The 20,039-nt window shown below is 72.2% G+C and carries 23 protein-coding genes; 15 read left to right on the forward strand and 8 right to left on the reverse strand.

Going from position 1 to position 20,039, the window contains the following annotated elements:
* The first annotated feature begins 2 nt into the window (after nt 1-2).
* The 12 genes from LXM90_RS18400 (at nt 3) to LXM90_RS18455 (ending at nt 10,450) form a co-directional block, all read left to right on the forward strand.
* A complete protein-coding gene (locus LXM90_RS18400) occupies nt 3-2,000 on the forward strand; it encodes a DUF3341 domain-containing protein (RefSeq protein WP_020092382.1) in 1,998 nt (665 codons plus the stop codon).
* Nucleotides 1,997-2,563, forward strand: coding sequence for a c-type cytochrome (locus LXM90_RS18405; protein WP_020092381.1), 567 nt, complete (start codon nt 1,997-1,999; stop codon nt 2,561-2,563). The genes LXM90_RS18400 and LXM90_RS18405 overlap by 4 nt, the downstream gene beginning before the upstream one ends.
* Nucleotides 2,560-3,621: a hypothetical protein gene (locus tag LXM90_RS18410; RefSeq protein ID WP_020092380.1), complete on the forward strand. Its 1,062-nt coding sequence runs from the start codon at nt 2,560-2,562 to the stop codon at nt 3,619-3,621. The genes LXM90_RS18405 and LXM90_RS18410 overlap by 4 nt, the downstream gene beginning before the upstream one ends.
* Nucleotides 3,618-4,106 (forward strand): hypothetical protein, encoded by a 489-nt coding sequence (locus LXM90_RS18415; RefSeq protein ID WP_020092379.1) that lies wholly within the window; start codon nt 3,618-3,620, stop codon nt 4,104-4,106. Before LXM90_RS18410 ends, LXM90_RS18415 begins: the two co-directional genes overlap by 4 nt.
* Complete coding sequence (gene coxB / locus LXM90_RS18420) at nt 4,103-5,092, forward strand: cytochrome c oxidase subunit II (protein WP_020092378.1); 990 nt, start codon at nt 4,103-4,105, stop codon at nt 5,090-5,092. The genes LXM90_RS18415 and coxB overlap by 4 nt, the downstream gene beginning before the upstream one ends.
* The gene (locus tag LXM90_RS18425; protein WP_020092377.1) at nt 5,089-6,765 is read left to right on the forward strand and encodes a cytochrome c oxidase subunit I; all 1,677 of its coding nucleotides are present in this window, start codon (nt 5,089-5,091) and stop codon (nt 6,763-6,765) included. Before coxB ends, LXM90_RS18425 begins: the two co-directional genes overlap by 4 nt.
* Entirely contained in the window at nt 6,762-7,421 is a 660-nt protein-coding gene (locus LXM90_RS18430; RefSeq protein ID WP_020092376.1) for a cytochrome c oxidase subunit 3, read from the forward strand. Before LXM90_RS18425 ends, LXM90_RS18430 begins: the two co-directional genes overlap by 4 nt.
* A gap of 1 nt (nt 7,422) precedes the next feature.
* The gene (locus LXM90_RS18435) at nt 7,423-7,734 is read left to right on the forward strand and encodes a hypothetical protein (protein WP_020092375.1); all 312 of its coding nucleotides are present in this window, start codon (nt 7,423-7,425) and stop codon (nt 7,732-7,734) included.
* A 78-nt stretch (nt 7,735-7,812) separates the two neighbouring features.
* Entirely contained in the window at nt 7,813-8,598 is a 786-nt protein-coding gene (locus tag LXM90_RS18440) for a class II glutamine amidotransferase (protein WP_020092374.1), read from the forward strand.
* 163 nt (nt 8,599-8,761) lie between these two features.
* The gene (locus LXM90_RS18445; protein ID WP_020092373.1) at nt 8,762-9,502 is read left to right on the forward strand and encodes a NepR family anti-sigma factor; all 741 of its coding nucleotides are present in this window, start codon (nt 8,762-8,764) and stop codon (nt 9,500-9,502) included.
* A 126-nt stretch (nt 9,503-9,628) separates the two neighbouring features.
* The gene (locus LXM90_RS18450) at nt 9,629-10,042 is read left to right on the forward strand and encodes a DUF1236 domain-containing protein (RefSeq protein ID WP_020092372.1); all 414 of its coding nucleotides are present in this window, start codon (nt 9,629-9,631) and stop codon (nt 10,040-10,042) included.
* A gap of 132 nt (nt 10,043-10,174) precedes the next feature.
* Complete coding sequence (locus tag LXM90_RS18455) at nt 10,175-10,450, forward strand: hypothetical protein (protein WP_020092371.1); 276 nt, start codon at nt 10,175-10,177, stop codon at nt 10,448-10,450.
* A 4-nt stretch (nt 10,451-10,454) separates the two neighbouring features.
* On the opposite strand, the gene mscL is transcribed toward LXM90_RS18455, so the two are convergent.
* The 4 genes from mscL to LXM90_RS18475 all read right to left on the reverse strand — a co-directional run bounded on the left by mscL (nt 10,455) and on the right by LXM90_RS18475 (nt 15,073).
* A complete protein-coding gene (gene mscL, locus LXM90_RS18460) occupies nt 10,455-10,874 on the reverse strand; it encodes a large conductance mechanosensitive channel protein MscL (RefSeq protein WP_020092370.1) in 420 nt (139 codons plus the stop codon).
* Nucleotides 10,875-10,943: 69 nt separating this feature from the next.
* Nucleotides 10,944-11,819, reverse strand: a complete 876-nt coding sequence (locus LXM90_RS18465) for a CDP-alcohol phosphatidyltransferase family protein (RefSeq protein WP_020092369.1) — start codon at nt 11,817-11,819, stop codon at nt 10,944-10,946.
* A 7-nt stretch (nt 11,820-11,826) separates the two neighbouring features.
* A complete protein-coding gene (locus LXM90_RS18470) occupies nt 11,827-12,537 on the reverse strand; it encodes a phosphatidylserine decarboxylase (protein WP_020092368.1) in 711 nt (236 codons plus the stop codon).
* A gap of 1,156 nt (nt 12,538-13,693) precedes the next feature.
* Nucleotides 13,694-15,073, reverse strand: a complete 1,380-nt coding sequence (locus LXM90_RS18475; protein ID WP_205833404.1) for an RsmB/NOP family class I SAM-dependent RNA methyltransferase — start codon at nt 15,071-15,073, stop codon at nt 13,694-13,696.
* A gap of 56 nt (nt 15,074-15,129) precedes the next feature.
* On the opposite strand from LXM90_RS18475, the gene LXM90_RS18480 reads away from it, so the two are divergent.
* The gene (locus tag LXM90_RS18480; protein WP_042672489.1) at nt 15,130-15,408 is read left to right on the forward strand and encodes a DUF1674 domain-containing protein; all 279 of its coding nucleotides are present in this window, start codon (nt 15,130-15,132) and stop codon (nt 15,406-15,408) included.
* Between the two features lie 19 nt (nt 15,409-15,427).
* Here the strand turns inward: LXM90_RS18480 and LXM90_RS18485 are convergent, their stop codons facing one another.
* Entirely contained in the window at nt 15,428-16,438 is a 1,011-nt protein-coding gene (locus LXM90_RS18485; protein WP_205833403.1) for a 2-keto-3-deoxygluconate permease, read from the reverse strand.
* A gap of 239 nt (nt 16,439-16,677) precedes the next feature.
* Here LXM90_RS18485 and LXM90_RS18490 point away from each other — a divergent pair, with 239 nt between their 5' ends.
* Complete coding sequence (locus LXM90_RS18490; protein WP_042669659.1) at nt 16,678-16,986, forward strand: cupin domain-containing protein; 309 nt, start codon at nt 16,678-16,680, stop codon at nt 16,984-16,986.
* 21 nt (nt 16,987-17,007) lie between these two features.
* On the opposite strand, the gene LXM90_RS18495 is transcribed toward LXM90_RS18490, so the two are convergent.
* The gene (locus tag LXM90_RS18495) at nt 17,008-17,517 is read right to left on the reverse strand and encodes a L,D-transpeptidase (RefSeq protein WP_020095350.1); all 510 of its coding nucleotides are present in this window, start codon (nt 17,515-17,517) and stop codon (nt 17,008-17,010) included.
* Between the two features lie 186 nt (nt 17,518-17,703).
* The gene (bluB, locus tag LXM90_RS18500) at nt 17,704-18,342 is read right to left on the reverse strand and encodes a 5,6-dimethylbenzimidazole synthase (RefSeq protein WP_091683622.1); all 639 of its coding nucleotides are present in this window, start codon (nt 18,340-18,342) and stop codon (nt 17,704-17,706) included.
* Between the two features lie 345 nt (nt 18,343-18,687).
* Here bluB and LXM90_RS18505 point away from each other — a divergent pair, with 345 nt between their 5' ends.
* Nucleotides 18,688-19,062 carry a DUF2794 domain-containing protein gene (locus LXM90_RS18505; protein WP_020095348.1) on the forward strand — a complete coding sequence of 125 codons (375 nt, stop codon included), beginning with the start codon at nt 18,688-18,690 and terminating at the stop codon, nt 19,060-19,062.
* 10 nt (nt 19,063-19,072) lie between these two features.
* Here the strand turns inward: LXM90_RS18505 and LXM90_RS18510 are convergent, their stop codons facing one another.
* Complete coding sequence (locus LXM90_RS18510) at nt 19,073-19,975, reverse strand: dihydrodipicolinate synthase family protein (RefSeq protein ID WP_042669660.1); 903 nt, start codon at nt 19,973-19,975, stop codon at nt 19,073-19,075.
* Between the last annotated feature and the right edge of the window lie 64 nt (nt 19,976-20,039).

Genomic DNA, 20,039 nt, shown 5'->3' on the forward strand with positions numbered 1-20,039 from the left:
GCATGTCCGGCGCCCTGATCCGGCCCGACGCGACCCTCGAGGACATCGGCGGCGCGGTCGCGGAGATCCCGCTGACGCATCCCGGTAACCGCCGCTGGTGGATCGCCTTCGCGGGGGCGGCCTCGCTCCTCGGCCTGTTCGTCCTCACCCTCGGCTACCTGCTCTACGCCGGCCCCGGCATCTGGGCGAACAACAACGCCGTCGTCTGGGCGCTGGACATCGCGAGCTACGACTGGTGGATCGGCGTCGCCTCCGGCAGCCTGCTGGTCTCGGCGATCCTGCTCCTGCTCGGCGCGGAGTGGCGCGGGGCGGTGAACCGAGTCGCCGAGACCCTGGCGCTGCTCGCCACCGCGGCCGCCGGCCTCTACCCGATCATCCATCTCGGGCGGCCCTGGTTCTTCTTCTGGAACCTGCCCTACCCCAACACCTACGATCTCTGGCCGCAGTTCCGCTCGCCGCTCCTGTGGGACGCGATCGACATCGTGTCGTTCCTGGTGATCTGCGTCAGCCTCTGGTTCATCGGCCTGCTGCCGGACCTCGCGACGCTGCGCGACCGGGCCCACGTCGAGGCGCTCCGCCAGTTCGACGCGAAGGCGCCGACCCGCAAGCTCGCCCTCCTGCGCGCGCAGGTCTACGGCATCCTCGCCTCGGGCTGGCGCGGCTCGGCGGCCCACTGGCAGATCTGGGTCCAGGCCTACCGGACGGTGGCGCTCCTCGGCGTGCTGCTGGTGGTCTCGGTCCAGACCGGGGCCTCGGTCATGCTGGCGGGCTCGCTGATGCCCGGCTGGCACAGCACGCTGCTGCCGGTGAGCTTCCTGGTCAACGCGGTCTATTCGGGCGTCGGCGTCACGGCGGTGACCGTGATGCTGATCCGCCTCGTCTACGGCCTCGACGCCTTGGTGACGGACCGCCATCTCGACGTGCTCGGGCGGCTGCTGCTCTGCCTCGGCTGCGCCAGCGCCTACTGCTACGCGGCCGAGTACTTCGACACCTTCCTCAACGGCGACGCCGAGGGGCGCGGCGTCCTGGTCCGGCGCATGACCGGCGACCACGCCCTGGTGTCCTGGACGGCGGTCCTGTGCCTCGTCCTGCCCGCGCAGATCCTCTGGTCGGCCCGCGCCCGCACGGCGCCGCCGGCGATCGCGGCGGTGGGGCTGCTCGTGGCGATCGGTGCCTACGCCGACCACGTCATGGTCCTGGTCGTCACCCTGACGCAGGACTTCCTGCCCTCCTCGAGGCTGCCCTACACGACCGACATCTGGGGCATCGCCACCTTCGCGGGCTCGATCGGGCTGTTCCTGACCCTGCTGCTCCTGTTCCTGCGCTACCTGCCGGCCGTCTCGATCGTCGAGAGCCGCCGCCTCGCCCTGACGGCGTCGCCGGCCGCGCAGGAGGCCGCCCGCGCGGCCGCGTCCGGGGCCACGGGTCGCCCCGAGGAGAACCCGGTCACCGCGCCCCTGTGGGGCGTGTCCGCGACCTTCGCGAGCCAGGGCGACCTCGCTGCCGCCCTCCAGGCGGTCTCCGGGATCGGCCCGGACCACGTCCATCTCGACGGGCACGGACCGGTGCCGATGCCCCGCACCCTGCGGCCCCTGGGCCTGGAGGGGCGCTCGATCCTGCCCTACGCCCTGGCGGGCGCCCTGCTCGGCGGCTCCGGCTTCTTCGCGCTGTGCATCTACGCCACGGCCTACGACTACGTGTTCCTGATCGGCGGCCGCCCGCGCCTGTCCTGGCCGTCCTTCGTGGTCCCGAGCGTCTCCTTCGCGATGATGGCGGGCTGCGTGGCGATCCACCTCGCGCTCCTCGTGCTCAACCGCCTGCCCCGGCTGAACCATCCGGCCTTCAACATCCCGGGCTTCCTGCGCGCCTCGGAGGACCGGTTCTTCCTCTCCGCGGAGGCGCGGGGCGACCGGTTCGACGCGGCGCGGATCGAGCGGCGGCTCGCCTCCCTGCCGGCCGAGGCCGGGCGCCCCCTCGAGATCCGGCGGATCCCGCGATGAGGCGCGCCGTCCGCCGCGCCGCCCGCCGCGCCGGGCCACGCGCCCTCCTCGCCTGCCTGGCCCTCGCGCCGCTCGCCGCCTGCGGCGAGGCCGACATGGCCGATCAGGCCCGGGCCAAGACCTGGGACAAGAACCCGTTCTTCCCCCGCGAGATCACGATGCGCCAGCCGGTGGCCGGCACCGTGCCGCGGAGCGATCCGGCCCGCGCGGCGCCGCAGCCGCAGGCGATCAGCCGGGCGCTGCTCGACCAGGGCCGCGAGCGCTACGGGGTGTTCTGCACCCCCTGCCACGGGCAGGACGGCCGCGGCGCCGGGATGATCGTGGCCCGGGGCTTCCCGTCCGCCGGCGACCTCACCGCCGGGCCGGTGCGCGCGGCCTCCGCGTCCGACCTCTACGACGCCATCTCGAACGGCCGGAAGGCGATGTTCGGCATGGCCCAGATGATCCCCTCGGCCGACCGCTGGGCGATCGTCGCCTACGTCCGCGCCCTCCAGCTCAGCCAGGACGCTCCGGTGGCGAGCCTGCCCGAGGCGGATCGCGCGCGACTGGAGGCGACGCGGTGAGGCGCCCCGCCCTTCTCGGCCTCGCCGGCCTCGTCCTCTTGGCCGTCTGCCTGATCGCGGGCGGCTGGCGCGGGGCTGCGGCCTCGTATCTCGCGGCGTGGCTGGTCCTCCTCGCCCTGCCGGTCGGCGCCCTGCCGGTGGTCATCGTGGCCGAGCGCTTCGGCAAGCGGGTCCGCGAGCGCGGCGGCATCGAGATGCTGGCGGGCCTGCGCCGGCTGACGGCTCTGATGCCGGTCGCGGCCGTGCTGGCGCTGCCGCTGCTGGCCGCCGCGCCGCTGCTCTATCCCTGGGTGAGCGCCCCGGCGCGCACGCCGCTGGCCGCCCTGTGGTTCACGGTGCCGTTCTTCGCGGTCCGGGTCATCGCCTACCTCGCGGCCTGGACCTGGCTGGCGCTGCGCTTCGCCAGACCGTTCGACGCGCCCGGCGAGGGGCGGACCGTGCCGGCGGTGGGCCTGCACGCGGTCATCGGCACGCTGTTCGTCACCGACGTCGTCGCCTCCCTGGATCCGCGGCTCGACTCCACCCTCCTGGGTCTCCTGGTGATGACGGCGTGGAGCGGCCTCGCCTTCGCGGCGGCGATCCTGCTGGCCTGGGAGGAGCCGGAGCCCGTGGGGCGCGGCCGCACGGCCCCCGGCCGGGGCCGGCTCGTCCCCCTCGTCGTGCTCCTCGGCCTCTGGGCCTACATGCACTTCGTGCAGTTCCTGATCGTCTGGTCGGCCAACCTGCCGCCCGAGGTGGCGTGGTACCTCGCCCGCGGCGGCTGGGTCGGGCGGGCGCTGGCGATCGTGGCCGGCGCGGTCGTGGTCCTGGCCGGGCTCGCGACCCTGCGGCCGGGCCGCCCGACCACCCGGATCCTGGCCGGCGCGGCGGTCGCCGTCCACGCCCTGGAGATGTTCTGGCTGATCACCCCGGCGGTGCGCGACCGCTTCGTCCTCCGGCCGAGCGACGTGCTGGCCGCCGGCGCCGTGGCCTGCCTCGCGGCCGCTTTGCGCCCGCTGATGCGTCCGCGCGCAGACCGCGCGGCCGCGACCGCCCGCCGCGCCGGGAGGCCGGCATGAGCGCGGACGGACCCACCGGCCTGATCCCGGCGATCCTCGCGGGGCTGACCCTGCGCGGCAGCGGCCTCCTGAACGGGCGGCCGCCGCGCCCGGCGGCCAACACCCAGCGCCATCCCGACGATCCCGGGCACGAGACGCGCGACGTCAACGTCCGCAACACCGTGCTGGTGATGGCGGGCCTCGCGCTCGCGGCGCTGGCGGTCGTCGGCGCGATGGTCTGGCTGATGGGCACCTTCGCGGCGAGCCAGCGCCGGGCGCTGCCCACCCTGACGCCGCAGCAGACGACGCGGCTGGCGCCGCCGCCGCCGAACCTGCAGGCCGACCCCTACGCCGACCTCGACCGCGAGCGGGCCGAGGCCGCGGCGCGCCTCTCCGGCTACGGCTACCGGGACGAGGCCCACACCCGCGCCCGCATCCCGATCGGGCGCGCCATGGACCTGACCGTCGGCCGCTCCCTCGAACCGGCGGAGCCCGCTGCGCGATGACGCCGAGCCACGATTCCCTCCAGCTCTGGCCCGCCGCGGTCTCCGCCACGGCGATCGAGACCGATTGGCTGATCCTGGCCTTCACGGTGCTGACGCTGCTGCTGACCGTGCCGGTCTTCGTGGCGATCACCTACTTCGCCCTGCGCTACCGCGAGGGCTCCGAGGCGGATCGGAGCCCCTCGGGCATCCGGTCGAACCTCATCGAGATCAGCTGGATGCTGATCCCGTTCCTGCTGACGCTGATCTTCTTCGTCTGGGGCGCCCGACTGTTCGTCGAGTCGAAGAACCCGCCCCCCGACGCCATGGTGGTCGAGGTGATCGGCCGGCAGTGGATGTGGAAGTTCCAGCACCCGACGGGCCAGTCCGAGATCAACAACCTGCACCTGCCGATCGGCCAGCCGATCCGGCTGCACATCATCAGCCAGGACGTGATCCACGCCCTCTACCTGCCGGCCGTGCGGATGCAGGTGGCGGCCCTGCCCGACCGCTACACCGACCTGTGGTTCAAGGCCGAGAAAACCGGCACCTACCATCTCTACTGCTCGGAATATTGCGGCACCGACCATTCCGTGATGGGCGGCGAGGTCACCTTCATGAATCCCGGCGACTACCAGGACTGGCTGACCCACGCCGGCGCGCAGCAGGGCAAGGTCGCGGCGGGCCGGGCGCTCTACGAGGCCTATGGCTGCGCCGGCTGCCACGACCCCGGTTCGTCCGTGAAGGCGCCGAGCCTCGCGGGCCTCTACGGCAGCCAAGTCAAGCTCGCGGACGGGCGCACCGTCACCGCCGACGACGCGTGGCTGCGCGAGAAGATCCTGAACCCGAACGGTGACCGGCTCGCCGGCGGTGGCAAGCAGGTGATGCCGAGCTTCGCCGGCCGGATCCCGGCGGACGAGCTCGGCACGCTGATCGATTTCCTGAAATCCTACGCGGGTCCGGCCTCCGGCAAGGCCGCGGACGCGACGCTGCCGGGAGCGACACGATGAGCGCATCGGGCAGCGTCGGCGGCACCGCCCGCCGGGAACCCCACGCCCCCGAATCCACGATCGGGCGAAAATCCGACTACCTGCACGCGGAATCGACCCTGCGCTCGTGGTTCCTCACCACCGATCACAAGCGCATCGCGATCCTCTACCTCGCCTCGATCACCGGCTTCTTCGTGATCGGCGCCCTGGCGGCGGGCGTGGTGCGCCTCGCGCTGATCGTGCCGAACGGCGCGATCATGACCAACGACACCTACAACAAGGCCTTCACCATCCACGGGGTGGTGATGGTCTGGTTCTTCCTGATCCCGTCGATCCCCGCGACCTTCGGCAACTTCCTGATCCCCTTGATGATCGGGGCCAGGGACCTCGCCTTCCCGAAGCTCAACCTGACCAGCTGGTACGTGTTCATGGCCGGCGCCCTGTTCACCCTGGTCTCGGTGGTGCTGGGCGGGGTCGATACCGGCTGGACCTTCTACGCCCCGCTCTCCACGGCCTTCTCGAACACCTGGGTCCTGCCGGCGCTGATCGGCGTGACCATCGTGGGCTTCTCGTCGATCCTGACCGGGCTCAATTTCGTCGTCACGATCCACACCATGCGGGCGCCCGGCATGACGTGGTTCAAGCTGCCGATCTTCGTCTGGGCGCACTACGCCACGAGCCTGATCTTCCTGCTGGCGACGCCCGTGATCACCACCGCGCTGATCCTGCTGATCGCGGAGCGCGCCTTCCATATCGGCGTGTTCGATCCGGCCTATGGCGGCGACCCGGTGCTGTTCCAGCACCTGTTCTGGTTCTACTCGCACCCGGCCGTGTACATCATGGTCCTGCCCGGCATGGGGGTGATCTCCGAGATCGTCCCGGCCTTCGCGCAGAAGAAGCTGTTCGGCTACCGCTTCGTCGCCTACGCGTCGATCGGGCTGGCCTCGGTGACCTTCTTCGTCTGGGGTCACCACATGTTCGTCAACGGCCAGAGCGACCTGGCCTCGCTGGTATTCTCCGCCCTGTCCTTCGCGGTGGCGGTGCCCTCGGCCGTGAAGGTCTACAACTGGACCGCGACGATCCATAAGGGGGCGCTGCGCCTCGACACGCCGATGCTCTACGCGATGGGCTATATCGGCCTGTTCGTGCTCGGCGGGCTCACCGGGCTCTACCTCGCGACGCTCGCCATCAACCAGCACATCCACGCGACCTACTTCGTGGTCGCGCATTTCCACTACATCATGGTCGGCGGCACGGTGCTGGCCTTCCTCGGCGGCCTGCACTTCTGGTGGCCGAAATTCACCGGCCGCATGTACAGCGAGCCCTGGGGGCGGGTCTCGGCGCTGCTGATCTTCCTCGGCTTCAACGTGACCTTCTTCCCGCAGTTCATCCTCGGCTATCTGGGGATGCCGCGGCGCTACGCGACCTACCCGGCCGAGTTCCAGCTCCTGAACGTCCTGTCCTCGGCCGGCGCCACGATCCTGGCGGCGGGCTACCTCTTCCCGATGCTCTACCTCGTCTACTCCCTCTGGTTCGGGCGGAAGGCGCCCGCCAACCCGTGGAACGCGAAGGGGCTCGAGTGGGAGACGTCGTCCCCGCCGCCGACGCACAATTTCCTGTCCCCGCCGGAGGTGCCGCGCATCCCCTACGACTACCCGATCCAGGCCCAGGAAGCCCGGGACCAGCACGGATGAGCGAGCCCCTCGCCGACGGCGTCGGGGTCGCCCGCGCCCACCATTTCGAGAGCGTGGCGCAGCAGCGCGAAGCGGCGACGCTCGGCATCTGGGCGTGGCTGATCACCGAATTGCTACTGTTCGCGGCCCTGTTCCTGGTGGCGCTGATCACCCGGATCCAGCACCCCGAGGCGACGGTCGCGGCGGCCAAGCACCTGAAGTTCTGGATCGGGGCCACCAACACCGTGGTGCTGATCTGCTCCAGCCTGACCATGTCGATGGCGATCGAGTTCTCGCGCATGGGCTGGCAGCGCGCCATGGTCCGGGCGATGCTGGCGACCGCGGCTTTGGGCGGCCTGTTCCTCGTGCTCAAGGGCTACGAGTACTACGCCGACTGGGCCGAGCACATGATGCCGTTCCTCAGCGACAGGCCCTTCGCCCTCGCCGAGACGCCGGCGGCGCGGCTGTTCGTGAACCTCTACTACGTCGCGACGCTGCTCCACGCGCTGCACCTGTTCACCGGCATCACGCTCCTGCTCGGCATGACGTGGATGGCCGCCAGGGCCGGGTTCCTCGCCCGGCACCAGAACTGGATCGAGGTCTACGGCCTGTACTGGCACTTCATCGATCTGGTCTGGATCCTCGCCTTCCCGATCCTCTACGTGGTGAACCGGTAGGATGCGGAACCCCCTCGCGACCCTGAGCGCCGACGACCGCGCCCTGCTCCGGAAGCGCCTGCGCACGCCCGTCCTCACCTTCCTGGCGCTGCTCGCCCTGCTCGCCGTCAACGTGACGCTGGGCGCCACCCTCCCCTTCGCGCAGGTCTGGATCGTGGAGCTCGCGGTCGTCGCCGTGATGGTGGCGCTGATCCTCCTCGTCTCCATGGAGGTGATCCACGAGCCGCCCCTGATCCGGCTATTCTCGGGGCTCGGCTTCTTCTGGGTCGCCATCATGGTCGGCATGACGCTGACCGACTATCTCGCCCGCTGACCCGCGCGAAAGCCGTTGTCGGGACGGCCGAACGCTCCTAAACGGGGCCGCTTCCCCGCATGGCCCGGCTGAAAGACGATGTGCGAACTGCTCGGCATGAGCGCCAACGTGCCGACCGACATCCGCTTCTCCTTCGCGGGCCTCGCCCGGCGCGGCGGCGAGACCGGGCCGCACGCCGACGGCTGGGGTATCAGCTTCTACGACGGCCGCACCTGCCGCAGCTTCCACGAGCCGGAGCCCAGCGCCCGCTCGCAGCTCGCCCGGCTCCTGCGCGACATGCCGATCAAGAGCCGGATCGTGGTCGCCCATGTCCGCAAGGCCAATCGCGGCCGGGTCAGCCTGGAGAACACCCACCCGTTCTCCCGGGAATTGTGGGGCCGCCGCTGGACCTTCGCGCATAACGGTCAGCTCAAGGGCGTGAAGCGGCTGCCGCTGGGCGGCTTCATGCCGATCGGCTCCACCGACAGCGAGCACGCCTTCTGCTGGATGCTCGGCCGGCTCCAGGCCCGGTTCCGCGCCCTGCCCCGCCCCGAGACCCTCGACCGGGCGGTGGCCGACCTCGCGGGCGAGCTGCACGCGCTCGGCGTGTTCAACATGCTGCTCACCGACAGCCGCACCCTCTACGCCCATTGCGGCAAGCGCCTCTGCTACCTCACCCGCTGCGCCCCCTTCGGGAAGGCCACCCTGATCGACGAGGACTGGCAGGTGGATTTCGCCCAGGAGACCACCGAGCACGACGTGGTGACGGTCATCGCCACGCAGGCGCTGACCCGGGACGAGTGCTGGACCGATCTCGCCCGCGGCGACGTCCTGACCCTGCGCGACGGGGCGATCCGGCTGTTGAGACCGGCCAACTTAGCTTAAGTGTGTTTTGCCCGAGGGTGCATGGCCGCGGCCGATGCGCTAGAATCCCGGTAACAGGAGCGCATCGGCCGGACCTCACCACCGGTTCGAGCCGGCAAGCGCTCCGCCTCGACCCGCTCGGGACCACAGGTCGAGCCACGATGAGTTGACGAGCGCGATACGCATGACCCGCGACGACACCGACACCGTCCTGTCCCAGGAGGACGGGACTCGGGATGGCCGCCCGAACCTGGCGCCCGGCATCCGCACGCATCTCGGGGAGCACCTGCGCACGGTCTACGACCGGATCGGCGAGGAGACGCTGCCGTCCCGCTTCGCCGAGCTGATCGAGAAGCTCGAGGCGGCGCTGCGCGCCCGGGGCGAGGCGATCGAGCCGGAATTCCGCAACGGCCTGCTCGCGGCCGTGCCGTCGCTGCGCGCCTTCGCGCTGTCGCTGACCTCGAACCCGGCCCGCTCGGACGACCTCGTCCAGGACACCCTGCTGAAGGGTTGGCAGCACCGCGCCCGGTTCCAGCCGGGGACGAACCTGAACGCGTGGCTGTTCACGATCCTGCGCAACATCTTCTACTCGGACCACCGCAAGCGTGTCCGCGAGGTCGAGGACCAGGACGGGTCCTACGCGGCCCGGCTCGCCACCGCGCCGCACCAGGGCGACAGGCTCGACGTCGAGGACCTGCAGTCGGCGCTCGCCAAGCTGCCGCCGGACCAGCGCGAGGCGCTGGTGCTGGTCGGCGCCGAGGGCGTCTCCTACGAGGAGGCCGCGACGATCATGGGCTGCAAGGTCGGCACCGTGAAGAGCCGCGTCAGCCGCGCCCGCGGCCGCCTCGCGGAACTCCTGGGCTACGACGAGGAGGATCTCGGCTCCGACCGGTTCATCCAGTCGGCGATGCCCAAGGACGCGTAGGCGGCCGGCCAGCCGCGGTCCGGCGCTCCACAAAAAAAGATGCATCCGATTCCGGGGATCGGGCGTTACCGGCCCGAGCTTCGCTGCGCCAGCGCGGCGAAACACCACGGAACGGAGACGCACCGCATGACCTTCAAGACCCTCATCGCCGCCTCGGCCCTCGCCCTGTCGCTGCCGCTGGCCGCTCAGGCCCAGGGTACCATCCCGGGCGCCGAGCGCGGCGCCGCCGCGGGTGCCGACGCGGCCGGCCCGATCGGCGGCATCGTCGGCGGCGCGGTCGGCGCGGCCACCGGCACGGTGGGCGGCATCCTCGGCGTCGACATGGCCCCGCGCTTTCGCAGCTACGTCCGCGAGCGCAACGTCCGCTCGTACGACTACGACGGCCGCGTCGCCGTCGGCACCACCCTGCCGAACTCGGGCGTGACCTACTACGACGTGCCGAGCGAGTACCGCGTGCAGCCGGGCTACCGCTACACCGTGGTGAACGACCGCCCGGTGCTGGTCGACCGCGGTCACCGCATCGTCGAGGTCATCGACTAAGACCCTGGGCCGGTCTCGTGCCGGCCCGAATGCCCCCGGAGCTTGGCTTCGGGGGCATTCCCGCAGACGCGGCCGCCGGCGCAACGCTTCATCCGTCCGGCCGTTGACGACGGTTCGACCCGTGAGGCGACCATGAGCGACACTCCCACCGATCCGAAATCCACCCTGCCGGAACCGGTGCGCGACCATCTCGGCCAGCAGCTGCGTAGCGTCCTGCCGGTCGGGACCGACAAGCCGCGCTTCCTGGGCGACGACCCGGTGCCCGACGCGTTCGAGCCGCAGATCCGCAGGCTCGAGACCCGCTTGAAGACCCACGAGGAGGGCACCGGCGCCGTCGGGCAGGCCCTCGACCAGATCCTCGACGCCTTCGGGGTCAAGCCGTCGGACGACGACACGCGCGCGGGCTGAGCCGTCAGACGCGCGGCTTCGTCGCCAGCAGGTCGCGGATCTCGGAGAGCAGCTTCACGTCGGCCGGCACCTCGTCGGGCTTCTTGACCTCGGCGTGCTGGAGACGGTTCATCGCCCGGATCACCAGGAACAGCACGAAGGCGACGATGGCGAAGTTGAGCGTCAGCGTCAGGAACTGGCCGTAGCCGAGGACGGCGCCCTGCTTCTTCGCGTCCACGTAGGGCAAGCCGGCCTGCACCTTGGACGAGAGCGGGATGTAGTAGTTCGAGAAATCGAGCCCGCCGGTGATCGCGCCGATCACCGGCATGAAGATGTCCTGCACGGCTGAATTGACGATGGCCCCGAAGGCCGCGCCGATGATCACGCCGACCGCGAGATCGACCACGTTCCCGCGCAGCGCGAATTTCTTGAATTCCTCGAGCATCTCCGGAACCCCCTCCACGAACGCTGCCAAGGTAGGGGAGAATCCCGCGGCGGCCAGCGCCCGGTCCGGCTAGACGGCCGGCGGCCGCGCCTCCGCACCGCTCTCGGGCTGCGCATCCGCCCCGGCCGCGGGCCGCTCCCCGGCCGGGAGCGCCGGCTCTGCCTTGAGCCGCCGGCGATACTGGGCGGCGACGACCGGGATGGTCAGCAGGTAGCCGCCGCTCACCGCCACCAGCGCCTCGAACGGGTAACTGATCAGGATGCCGAAGGCCGCGACGCCGAACAGGAAGATCGGCAGGACGAGGCTGCGCGGCACCCGCTTGCCCATGGTCTTGCCCGAGTAGGTCGGGACCGTGGAGACCACCAGGAGGGCGATGCACAGCACGTAGATCAGGACCGCGGGCGCCGCCCAGGTCTCGATGCCGAAGCCCAGGAAGTGCAGGTAGAGCGGCAGCATCGCGGTGAGCGCCCCCGCCGGCGCCGGCATGCCGACGAAGAAGTCCTTCTTCCATTCCGGCCGGTTCGGGTCGTCCAGCATCGCGTTGAAGCGGGCGAGGCGCAGCGCCATGGCGATGGCGAAGATCAGCGCCACGATCCAGCCGACCGACTTCAGGTGGAACAGCACGAAGCCGTAGAGGATGAGCGCCGGGGCGCAGCCGAAATTCACGAAGTCGGCGAGCGAGTCGAGCTCGGCGCCGAAGCGCGACGTGCCCTTGAGCAGCCGCGCCACCCGCCCGTCGATGCCGTCGAGCACCCCGGCCACGACCACGGCGATGACGGCGGGCTCGAACTTGCCCTCGAAGGCGAGCCGGATCGCCGTCAGCCCGAGGCAGAGCGCCATCAGGGTGATCATGTTGGGCGCGATCATCCGGAACGGCACCGGCTTGAACCGGCGCGGCCGCGGCTCGTTCGGGTCGGGCGCGAAGGGCGGGAAGAGATCGTCCATGGCCGCCTCAGATCCGCTTGAACAGCCGCTCCGGGCCGCCGCCGAGATCGGCCAGCACCGTCTCGCCGGCCACCGCCTTCTGGCCGAGGCCGACCAGCACGGTCGAGCCGGCCGGAAGGTACACGTCCACCCGCGAGCCGAAGCGGATCAGGCCGAACCGCTCGCCGACGCCGAGCACGTCGCCCGCCGCAACGAAGCCGACGATGCGCCGGGCCACGAGGCCGGCGATCTGCACCACGCCGACCCGCTTCGGCTGGCCGGCATGGGTCGTCTCGATGACCATGCCGTTGCGCTCGTTGTCGTCGCTGGCCTTGTCGAGCTCGGCGTTGAGGAACAGGCCCGGCGTGTAGTGGATCTGGCCGATCCGGCCCGCCACCGGCACCCGGTTCACGTGGCAGTCGAACACGTTCATGAACACGGAGACCCGCAGGGTCGGCACCTGCGGCAGGTCGAGCTCGGGCGGCGGCAGGACGGTGGCGATGAGGTTCACGCGCCCGTCGGCGGGCGAGATCACGAGCCCGTCCGCCACCGGGGTGACGCGCTCCGGATCGCGGAAGAAGTAGCAGACCCAGAGGGTGAGGATCAGGAAGATCCAGCCGAAGAACTGGGAGAAGTAGCCGGCCAGCACCGTCAGCACGATGCCGATCAGGATGAAGGGATAGCCCTCCTTGTGGATCGGCACGAGCGTCCGGCGGATCGTCTCGATCAGGTCGGTCATGGGCTCTTCGGACTCGAGGATGTCGCGGGCGGGCGGACGTGTCGGACGGGCGGATGGCAGTCCGCCGGGCCGCCGTCAACTTTCCAGGGGTCGCGGGTCGCCGCGGGCTTGGGCGCCCGCTCCGGCCGGGGGGCGCTCCTGCGCCGATTCGGGCGCGAAACGCCGAGGCTCGCGGACACGCGTGATCGTCCCCGCGCGCGCGTGGCGCCGGGGGCATGGCCCGGGAGGCGAGCACGAGGGACGCGGGACGCCGCGGGAACCCAGGTGTCGGCCAAGTACGCGCGGGATCCGATCCCCGCGGCGCCCCGCGGCATCGGCCGGGCATGGTCCCCGGCCGGTGCCGTCTGTCTCGTCGCGGCGTCTCCGACGTCCCGGTCCTGCGACTCCCCGTGAGCGGTCTCGGTCGAGGTGCGCGCACGCCGTGCCCGCACCTCCGGAACCCGCATCGGCGCCGTGGCCTTCCAGCCGTTCCCCGCCTCGTAGTGGGCGGGTCCGCAGGTCGCTCAGGGTCGGCCCAGAGGCGGGTCGGCGCGGGGGCATCTCCTCACCCCGCCGGGCAGAGTGCCGCCCGGTCTCACGCCCGCATCCGAGGCACGCCCCGCACCGGTCCGTCGCCCGGGGCGATGGCGGCTGAGAGCCACCGACGCGGGCGCCGCCCCGTCCCCGGACCCGCACGGTCAGCCACCGGGCGGGCCCCCGAAGGACGCCCCGGGATCGCTCCCGGGCCGCCGCGGACAGGTGCGGTCAGGAAGCACAAAATAGGAACATTGTCAAGGCAAACTGAGCCGCGCGCCGCCGTCGACGACGCTTCTCCGTCCTCGCGAGCGCAGCGAAGCGACCCAGGGCGGCGCGACGTCATTGAGCGGGGCGCGACCCTGGATCGCTTCGCTCCGCTCGCGAGGACGGCGGAATCCATCCCATGACCCGGAAACAAGATGAGAGTCAGGCGCAGGTCCCTCTCCCGTGCGAGAGAGGGATCGCGTCGCGGCGCGGCTGTGCCAACCCGCAGACGCCTGTCTTCCGGACCTTTGCAACACGATCGGGCATGCACCGTCGGCAGGTCCGGGTTTCGGGCTCGCCTGCGGCACCCCACGAAATGATGGGGCGGGGGCGGACCGCCGGCCCGCCTCCCGAAATACCCGGCCCGCGCCCCCGGTCAGTCCGCCCGCCGGAGGCGGCTCGCGAAGAAGCCGTCGAGGCCGCCGCGGGCGCCTTCCAACTCCGGCAGGTGGCACGGCAGCGTGCGCAGGTCGCCGCGGTCGTCGATCAGCGCCGCGGCGCCGCCGACCTCCTCGGGCCGGACCGGCACCCGCGCGTAGCGGGGATCGCGGGCCAGGAACGCCGCCACCTGCGCCTCGCCCTCTTCCGGCTCCAGCGAGCAGGTGCAGTAGACGAGGAGGCCGCCCGGCCGCACCAGCCCGGCCGCGTGGTCGAGGAGCTTCGCCTGGAGCGCGGCGAGCCGCCCGATATCGGCCTCGGCCTTCGTCCAGGCCACGTCCGGATGGCGCCGGATCGTCCCGGTGGCCGAGCACGGCGCGTCGAGCAGCACGGCGTCGTGGTCCTGCGGCTCCAGGGCGAGGGCGTCGGCGACCACGACGTCGACGGCGAAGCCGAGCCGCGCGACGTTCTCGCGCAGGCGCTCCAGCCGCGGTGCGGACCGATCGACCGCCGTGACCCGGGCGCCGGTGGCGGCGAGCTGCAGGGTCTTGCCGCCGGGCGCCGCGCAGAGGTCGAGGACGCGGGTGCCGTCCCGCGGCGCCAGGAGCCGGGCCGGCAGCGCCGCGGCGGCGTCCTGGACCCACCACGCTCCCTCCTGGAAGCCCGGCAGCTCGGGGATGGCCGGGCCGTTCTCGGGCAGGCGCAGGGAGCCGGTCGGCAGGGTCACGGCGCCGAGCCGCGCGGCCCAGTCGGCGGGCTCGCCCCGCGGCGTCAGGTCGATGGCGGCCCCCGCGAGATGGGCGCGGGCGATCGCGGCCGCGCGCTCGGGCCCGTAGGCCGCGATCCAGCGACGGGCGAGCCAGTCCGGTGTGTTGACCGCCAGGGCGTCGGCGTCCGCGGCCAGGATCGCGTCGCGCTCGCGGGCGACCCGGCGCAGCACCGCGTTGACGAGCCCGGCGAGATGGGCCGTGCGGGTATCCGCCTTGGCGAGCCGCACGGCGAGGTCGACCGCGGCGTGGTCGGGGACCGCGAGGTCGAGGATCTGGGCGGTCGCGGTGGCCAGCAGGGCCGTGAGCTGCGGTTTGGCCGCGGGGAGCCCGCGCTCGAGCCGCGCGGCCAGGGCGGAGCGGATCAGCCCGTAGCGGCGGAAGGTCGCCACCGCGATGGCCCGCGCCAGCCCGGCATCGGCCGGCGCCAGCGCCTCGGCGCGGATCGCCTGGGCGAGGGCGTCGTCGAGGGCGGGGGGGCGCTCCTGGCCGATCAGGGCCGCGACCGCCTGCATCGCCGCGCGGCGCGCCCCCAGTCCCGCGATGTCCGGACCGGTCCCGCCCGGTGCCGCTGCGTTCCGCGTGTTGCGGCCTGTGTCCCGCGATGCCACTTCTGCTCCAGATCCGACGTCTTCCGGACCCACGCCCTCACACCCGAGCGAGCGCGATGCAAGAGCCGACCGCACAAGACCTGCACCGACAGGACCCGCACCGACAGGACCCGCACCGACAGGACCCGGCCGAGGAGGCCGGAGACGGCGCCGCCCCGCCCCGCATCCTCAGCCCGGCGGCGCAGCGCGCCCTCGCCGAGGCCGCCGAGCGCCGCGCGGCGATCGACGCCCGGGCCGCCGAGATCAGCGCCAAGCCCGAGCGCCAGGGGCGCGGCGGCCTGGAGCCGGTCCGCTACGACGACTGGGAGGTGAAGGGCCTCGCGGTCGACTTCTGAGGGACCCGCCGCGGGGCGCCTACTCGGCCGGGACCGCCAGCGGCGCGCCGGCCTCTTCCTCGGCCCGGGCCTCGGCCACGCCAGCCCCGAAGCGCCGGTACCAGAGCCCGGTCAGGATCGGCACGAGGATCGAGGTGACGATGATGCAGATCGTCACCAGCACGGTGGCGGTCTGCGCCGAGGGGGCGAATTGCGGGGCGACGGCGGCGATCGCCAGCGGGTTGGCGGCCGCCGCCCCGGCGGTGGAGGAGGCGGCCAAACCGGCCGTGCCGGTCCCGCCCCCGATCGCCCGGTCGGCCACGATCAGCGGGATTCCGGTCAGGACGATCACCGCGAGCGCCAGCACGATACCGAGCCCCGCGAGCGGCGAGAGCAGGTTGTTGAGGTCGACCGTGTTCCCCAGCGCGAAGGCGAAGAACGGGATCATCAGCTGGCCGCCGGGCGCGAACAGGGCCCGGAGCTTCGGGTCGAGGTTGCCGAGGGCGAAGCCGACCAGGAAGGGCAGCACCGCGCCCACGAAGATCTGCGGCTCGAAATGCGCCGCCCCGGAGGCGCCGAGGATGATCATGCTCATCAGCGGGCCGGACTCGATCGAGGTCAGGATGAAGGCGCCGGCCTCCTCGCGGCTGCCGTAGGTCTGCATCAGCGAGGCGTAGAGGCCGCCATTGGTCATATCCATCGCGCAGACGATCGCCAGGATCGACAGGCCGGCGAAGAAGCCGGTCTGGATGCCCTCGGGCGGGATGAACAGCCCGGCCACCAGCACGATCACCCAGGCGGCGACGAGCTTGGTCGCCACCAGCGTCCCGGACTTGCGCAGCACCGTGCCGGTCGCCTTCAGGCTGACCGAGGCGCCCATGCAGAAGAACCAGACCGCCAGGATCGGGATCACGCCGGTCATGATCCCCTGCGTGAAGCCCTTGAAATAGGCCGGGGCGCCCGGCGCGAAGGTCTTGCACAGGGCCCCGAGCAGGAGCGGCACCAGCATCAGGCCGCCGGGAATCCTGTCGATCGCCGCCTTGATCTGCATGGCGCGTCCCTCCCGATCCGGGTCGTCCGCCGACGCGCCGGACCCGGGCGGGATCGCGGACGCCGCGCCGGCCCGCGCCTCTGTCGGGCGCCTCTCGGACCGGTGCGTCATCCTGTCGGGGCGCGCCGCGGGCCGTCAAGCGGCGCGCCGGCGCGGGGCTTGCCGAACGTGTCGCGCTGTCGGGCGCGGAACGTCGGACGCCGGGCCCCGTTGGCGAGGTTCACCGGAGGGAGGCGACGATGGCGACGACAGTATCGGCCCGGAGCGCGGCCGCGGGCCCGCACGGCGAGATCCACCTCGCCCGCGGCGAGCGGCTCGGCATGCGGATGTGGCGGGCCGAGGAGCCCAACGCCGACAAGCCGATGACCACCTCGGCGCACGAGACGGTCGGCTACGTCATCAGCGGCCGGGCCGAACTCGTGCTGGAGGGCGAGACCGTGGCGCTCGCGCCGGGCGATTCCTACTGCGTGCCGGCCGGCGCGGCGCACACCTACCGGATCCTGGAGACCTTCACGGCCGTCGAGGCGACCGCCCCGCCGGCCGGGTGAGGCCGGCGTGCCTCAGTGGGTTCAGTGGGTCATGTAGACCTGCGTGCCGACATCGACCCGCGCGTAGAGGTCGACCACGTCCTGATTGTACATCCGGATGCAGCCGTAGGACGCGTAGGTGCCCACCGAGTTCGGCCGGTTGGTGCCGTGGATGGCGTACTCGCCGCCCGCGAGCGTCATCGCCGCCGCCCCCATGGGATTGTGCGGCGAGCCGCCCGCGATGAGGTTCGGCAACCGCGGGTTGTCGCGCTTCACCTCCGCGGGGGGCGACCAGGCGGGAGCGACGTACTTGCCGTCGATCGGCTTGATGCCGAACCACTGCTTGCCGGGACGGCCCACCGCCACGGGATAGCGGATCGCCGTGCCGTCGCCGTTCACCAGGTAGAGCTTGCGCTGCGACACGCTGATCACCACCGAGCCCGGCGCGACGCCGTTGGCGAAGGGGACGATCTCGCGCGCCTGCGCCGCCTGGAAACAACCGGCCAGCATCGCGCCGGCCAAACCGAATAGAGCCGCCACCCGACCCGACATCACCGCGATCCTCGCAAAGCTAGACTAGACGCGGGCAAGTAATCCCCGGCCGAGCTTACCGTTCCGAGAAAAGCTATGGTTGACGCGGGGTCATTCTGCGGATCCGCGGGGCACGGTAAAAGAGCAACCACGAACCAGAGTGTACGGGCCGTTGCCCCGCGGCGGGTCCGCCGCTCCGCGGGCGTGTCAGCGCTCGTGGAGTTCGCTCCCGCGCCGGTCCTCCGACTGCCAGCCGTGGCGCTCCAGTTCCGGGTCGAGATGCTCCTCCACCGGGTAGCCGACGCAGAGATAGGCCACGAGCCGCCACGTCTCCGGCACGGCCAGGATCGCCGTGACCGCCTCCGGCTCCAGGATCGAGACCCAGCCGACGCCGAGGCCGCGGGCCCGGGCGGCGAGCCAGAAACACTGCACCGCCCCCACGACCGAGTAGGCCAGGGTCTCGGGCATGCTGGCCCGGCCGAGGCCGAGGCCGGTCTCGGTGGCCGCGTCGCAGAAGGCGGCCAGATGGACCGGCGCCTCCCGCAGGCCGGCGAGCTTCAGGCCGCGGTACTGCGCGGCCCGATCGGTCGCGTAGCCCGCGGCCGCGGCTTCGTTGCAGCCGGCGAAGTTCTCCGCGACCGCGCGGCGGCGTCCCGGATCCGCGACCCGCACGAAGCGCCAGGGCCGGCTGTTGCCGACCGAGGGGGCCCGGTGGGCCGCCGCGAGGCAGGCGCGCAGGACGTCCTCGTCGACCGGATCTGTCCGGAAGCGGCGCACGTCGCGGCGCCACGCGAACAGCGCGTCGAGGTCGTGCAGGAAGGCGGCGTCGAAGGCGGGCGGGCCCATGGTGCGGCTGGCATAGCCGCAACCCCGGCCCGACGGGAAACAGAAAAAAGGCCGCCCGAGGGGCGGCCTGAAGTCTTGGGTCTCGAAACCTCGGAGTGCCGGATCCTGGGATCCCGAGCGGCGACCGATGGCTGGGGAGCTGGGTGTCGGTCGCCGACCGGGCAGAACCCGGCGAGGTTCGACGCCTGTTGTCGCGCCGCAACGCGGCCTGCAAAAGGCGTGAATCGGGCCAAACCGTGTTTTTTGTCGCTTGGGCGTGTCTCGCGGGACACGGCGCGCGCGACCCTTGCGGGCCGCGGCGGCGAGGCCCATCATCCGGCAAAGCATCGATGCACGGGAGCCGTGATGACCGAGAGGACGAGCGCCGGGTCGAGGCCCGACGAGGCGGCGGGCCATGTCATCCCCTTCCCCGCCCGCGCGGCCCCTCCGCAGATCGCCTTCAACCGGGACGAGCTCCGCACGATCTTCAACCTCTACGGCCGGCAGGTCGCCGCGGGCGAGTGGCGCGACTACGCCCTCGATTTCCGCCGCGACAAGGCGGTGTTCTCGATCTACCGGCGCTCCTCCGAGATGCCGCTCTACCGCATCGAAAAGGATCCCAAGCTCGCCCGGCGCCAGGGGGCCTACGCCGTCGTCGCCGCGAGCGGCCAGATCCTGAAGCGCGGTACCGAGCTCGCCCGGGTGATCGCCGTGCTGGAACCGGCACCGGCGGCGGTCTGACGGCGCCCGCTCAGGACAGGGACAGGCGCCGGACAGTCGCGGCGATCTCGGCCACCGCCTCCGGCGCCAGGGGCCGGATCGGCCGCGGCGGCTCGGCGCGGCACAGGCCCATGAGATCGGCCAGGGTGTAGACCACCCGCAGGCTGGAATGCGTCCGGAACAGCGTCCAGAGGGGCTCCAGCCCGGCGTTGAGGGCGCGGGCCCGCTCGGTCTCGCCCGCCGCCACGGCCCGGACGATCGCCAGGCAGGTCCGGGGAAACAGGCCGCCCGCCACGCTGAACCACGCCGCGCCGCCGGCGATCAGCGCCTCGGTGACGTTCCAGTCGCCGCTGAACCCGATGGGGAAGCCCGCCGGGACGGCCTCCCGCAGGGTCGCGATCCCGGCGGCGGCCCGCGCCGGCTCCGGTGCGGCGCACTTGGCGGCCACGATCCCGGGCTGGCGGGCGATCCGGCCGATCAGCGCCGGCGTGAAGTGGAAATGCGTGGTCGCGGGGTTGTCGTAGAGGACGAGGGGCAGGCCGCCCGCCTCCCCTACGGTCGCGAAATGCGCCTCGACCTCCGCCTCGGTGAGCGGCGTGTACGAGACGGGGGCGAGGAGCCCGGCATCCGCGCCGGCCGCCCGCGCGTCCTGCGCGAGGCGGACGGCCTCGTCGGTGCGCAGGGCGCCGATGCCGACGAGGAGCGGGACCCGTCCGGCCACGGCCTCGGCGGCGATCGCCACCGCCCGGCGCCGCTCCTCGCGGCTCAGGTACGCGTAGGTCCCGGTGCTGCCGAGGAGGCCGATCGAGTCGACCCCGGCGGCCGCCAGGGGCTCCAGCAACCGGCGCAGCGCTTCCGCGTCGACGCGGCCGTCCGCGTCGCTCGGGGTGATCGGGAAAGCGGAGAGGCCGGAGAGGTCGGAGAGCGCGGGCATGGCCCGAGCCTAGCGCATCCGCGCGCGGCGGCCAGGCAAAAAGAAACCCCGGCGGTGTCCCGCC

The organism is Methylobacterium oryzae, from assembly GCF_021398735.1.
In the GTDB taxonomy this organism is placed as follows: Bacteria; Pseudomonadota; Alphaproteobacteria; order Rhizobiales; family Beijerinckiaceae; genus Methylobacterium.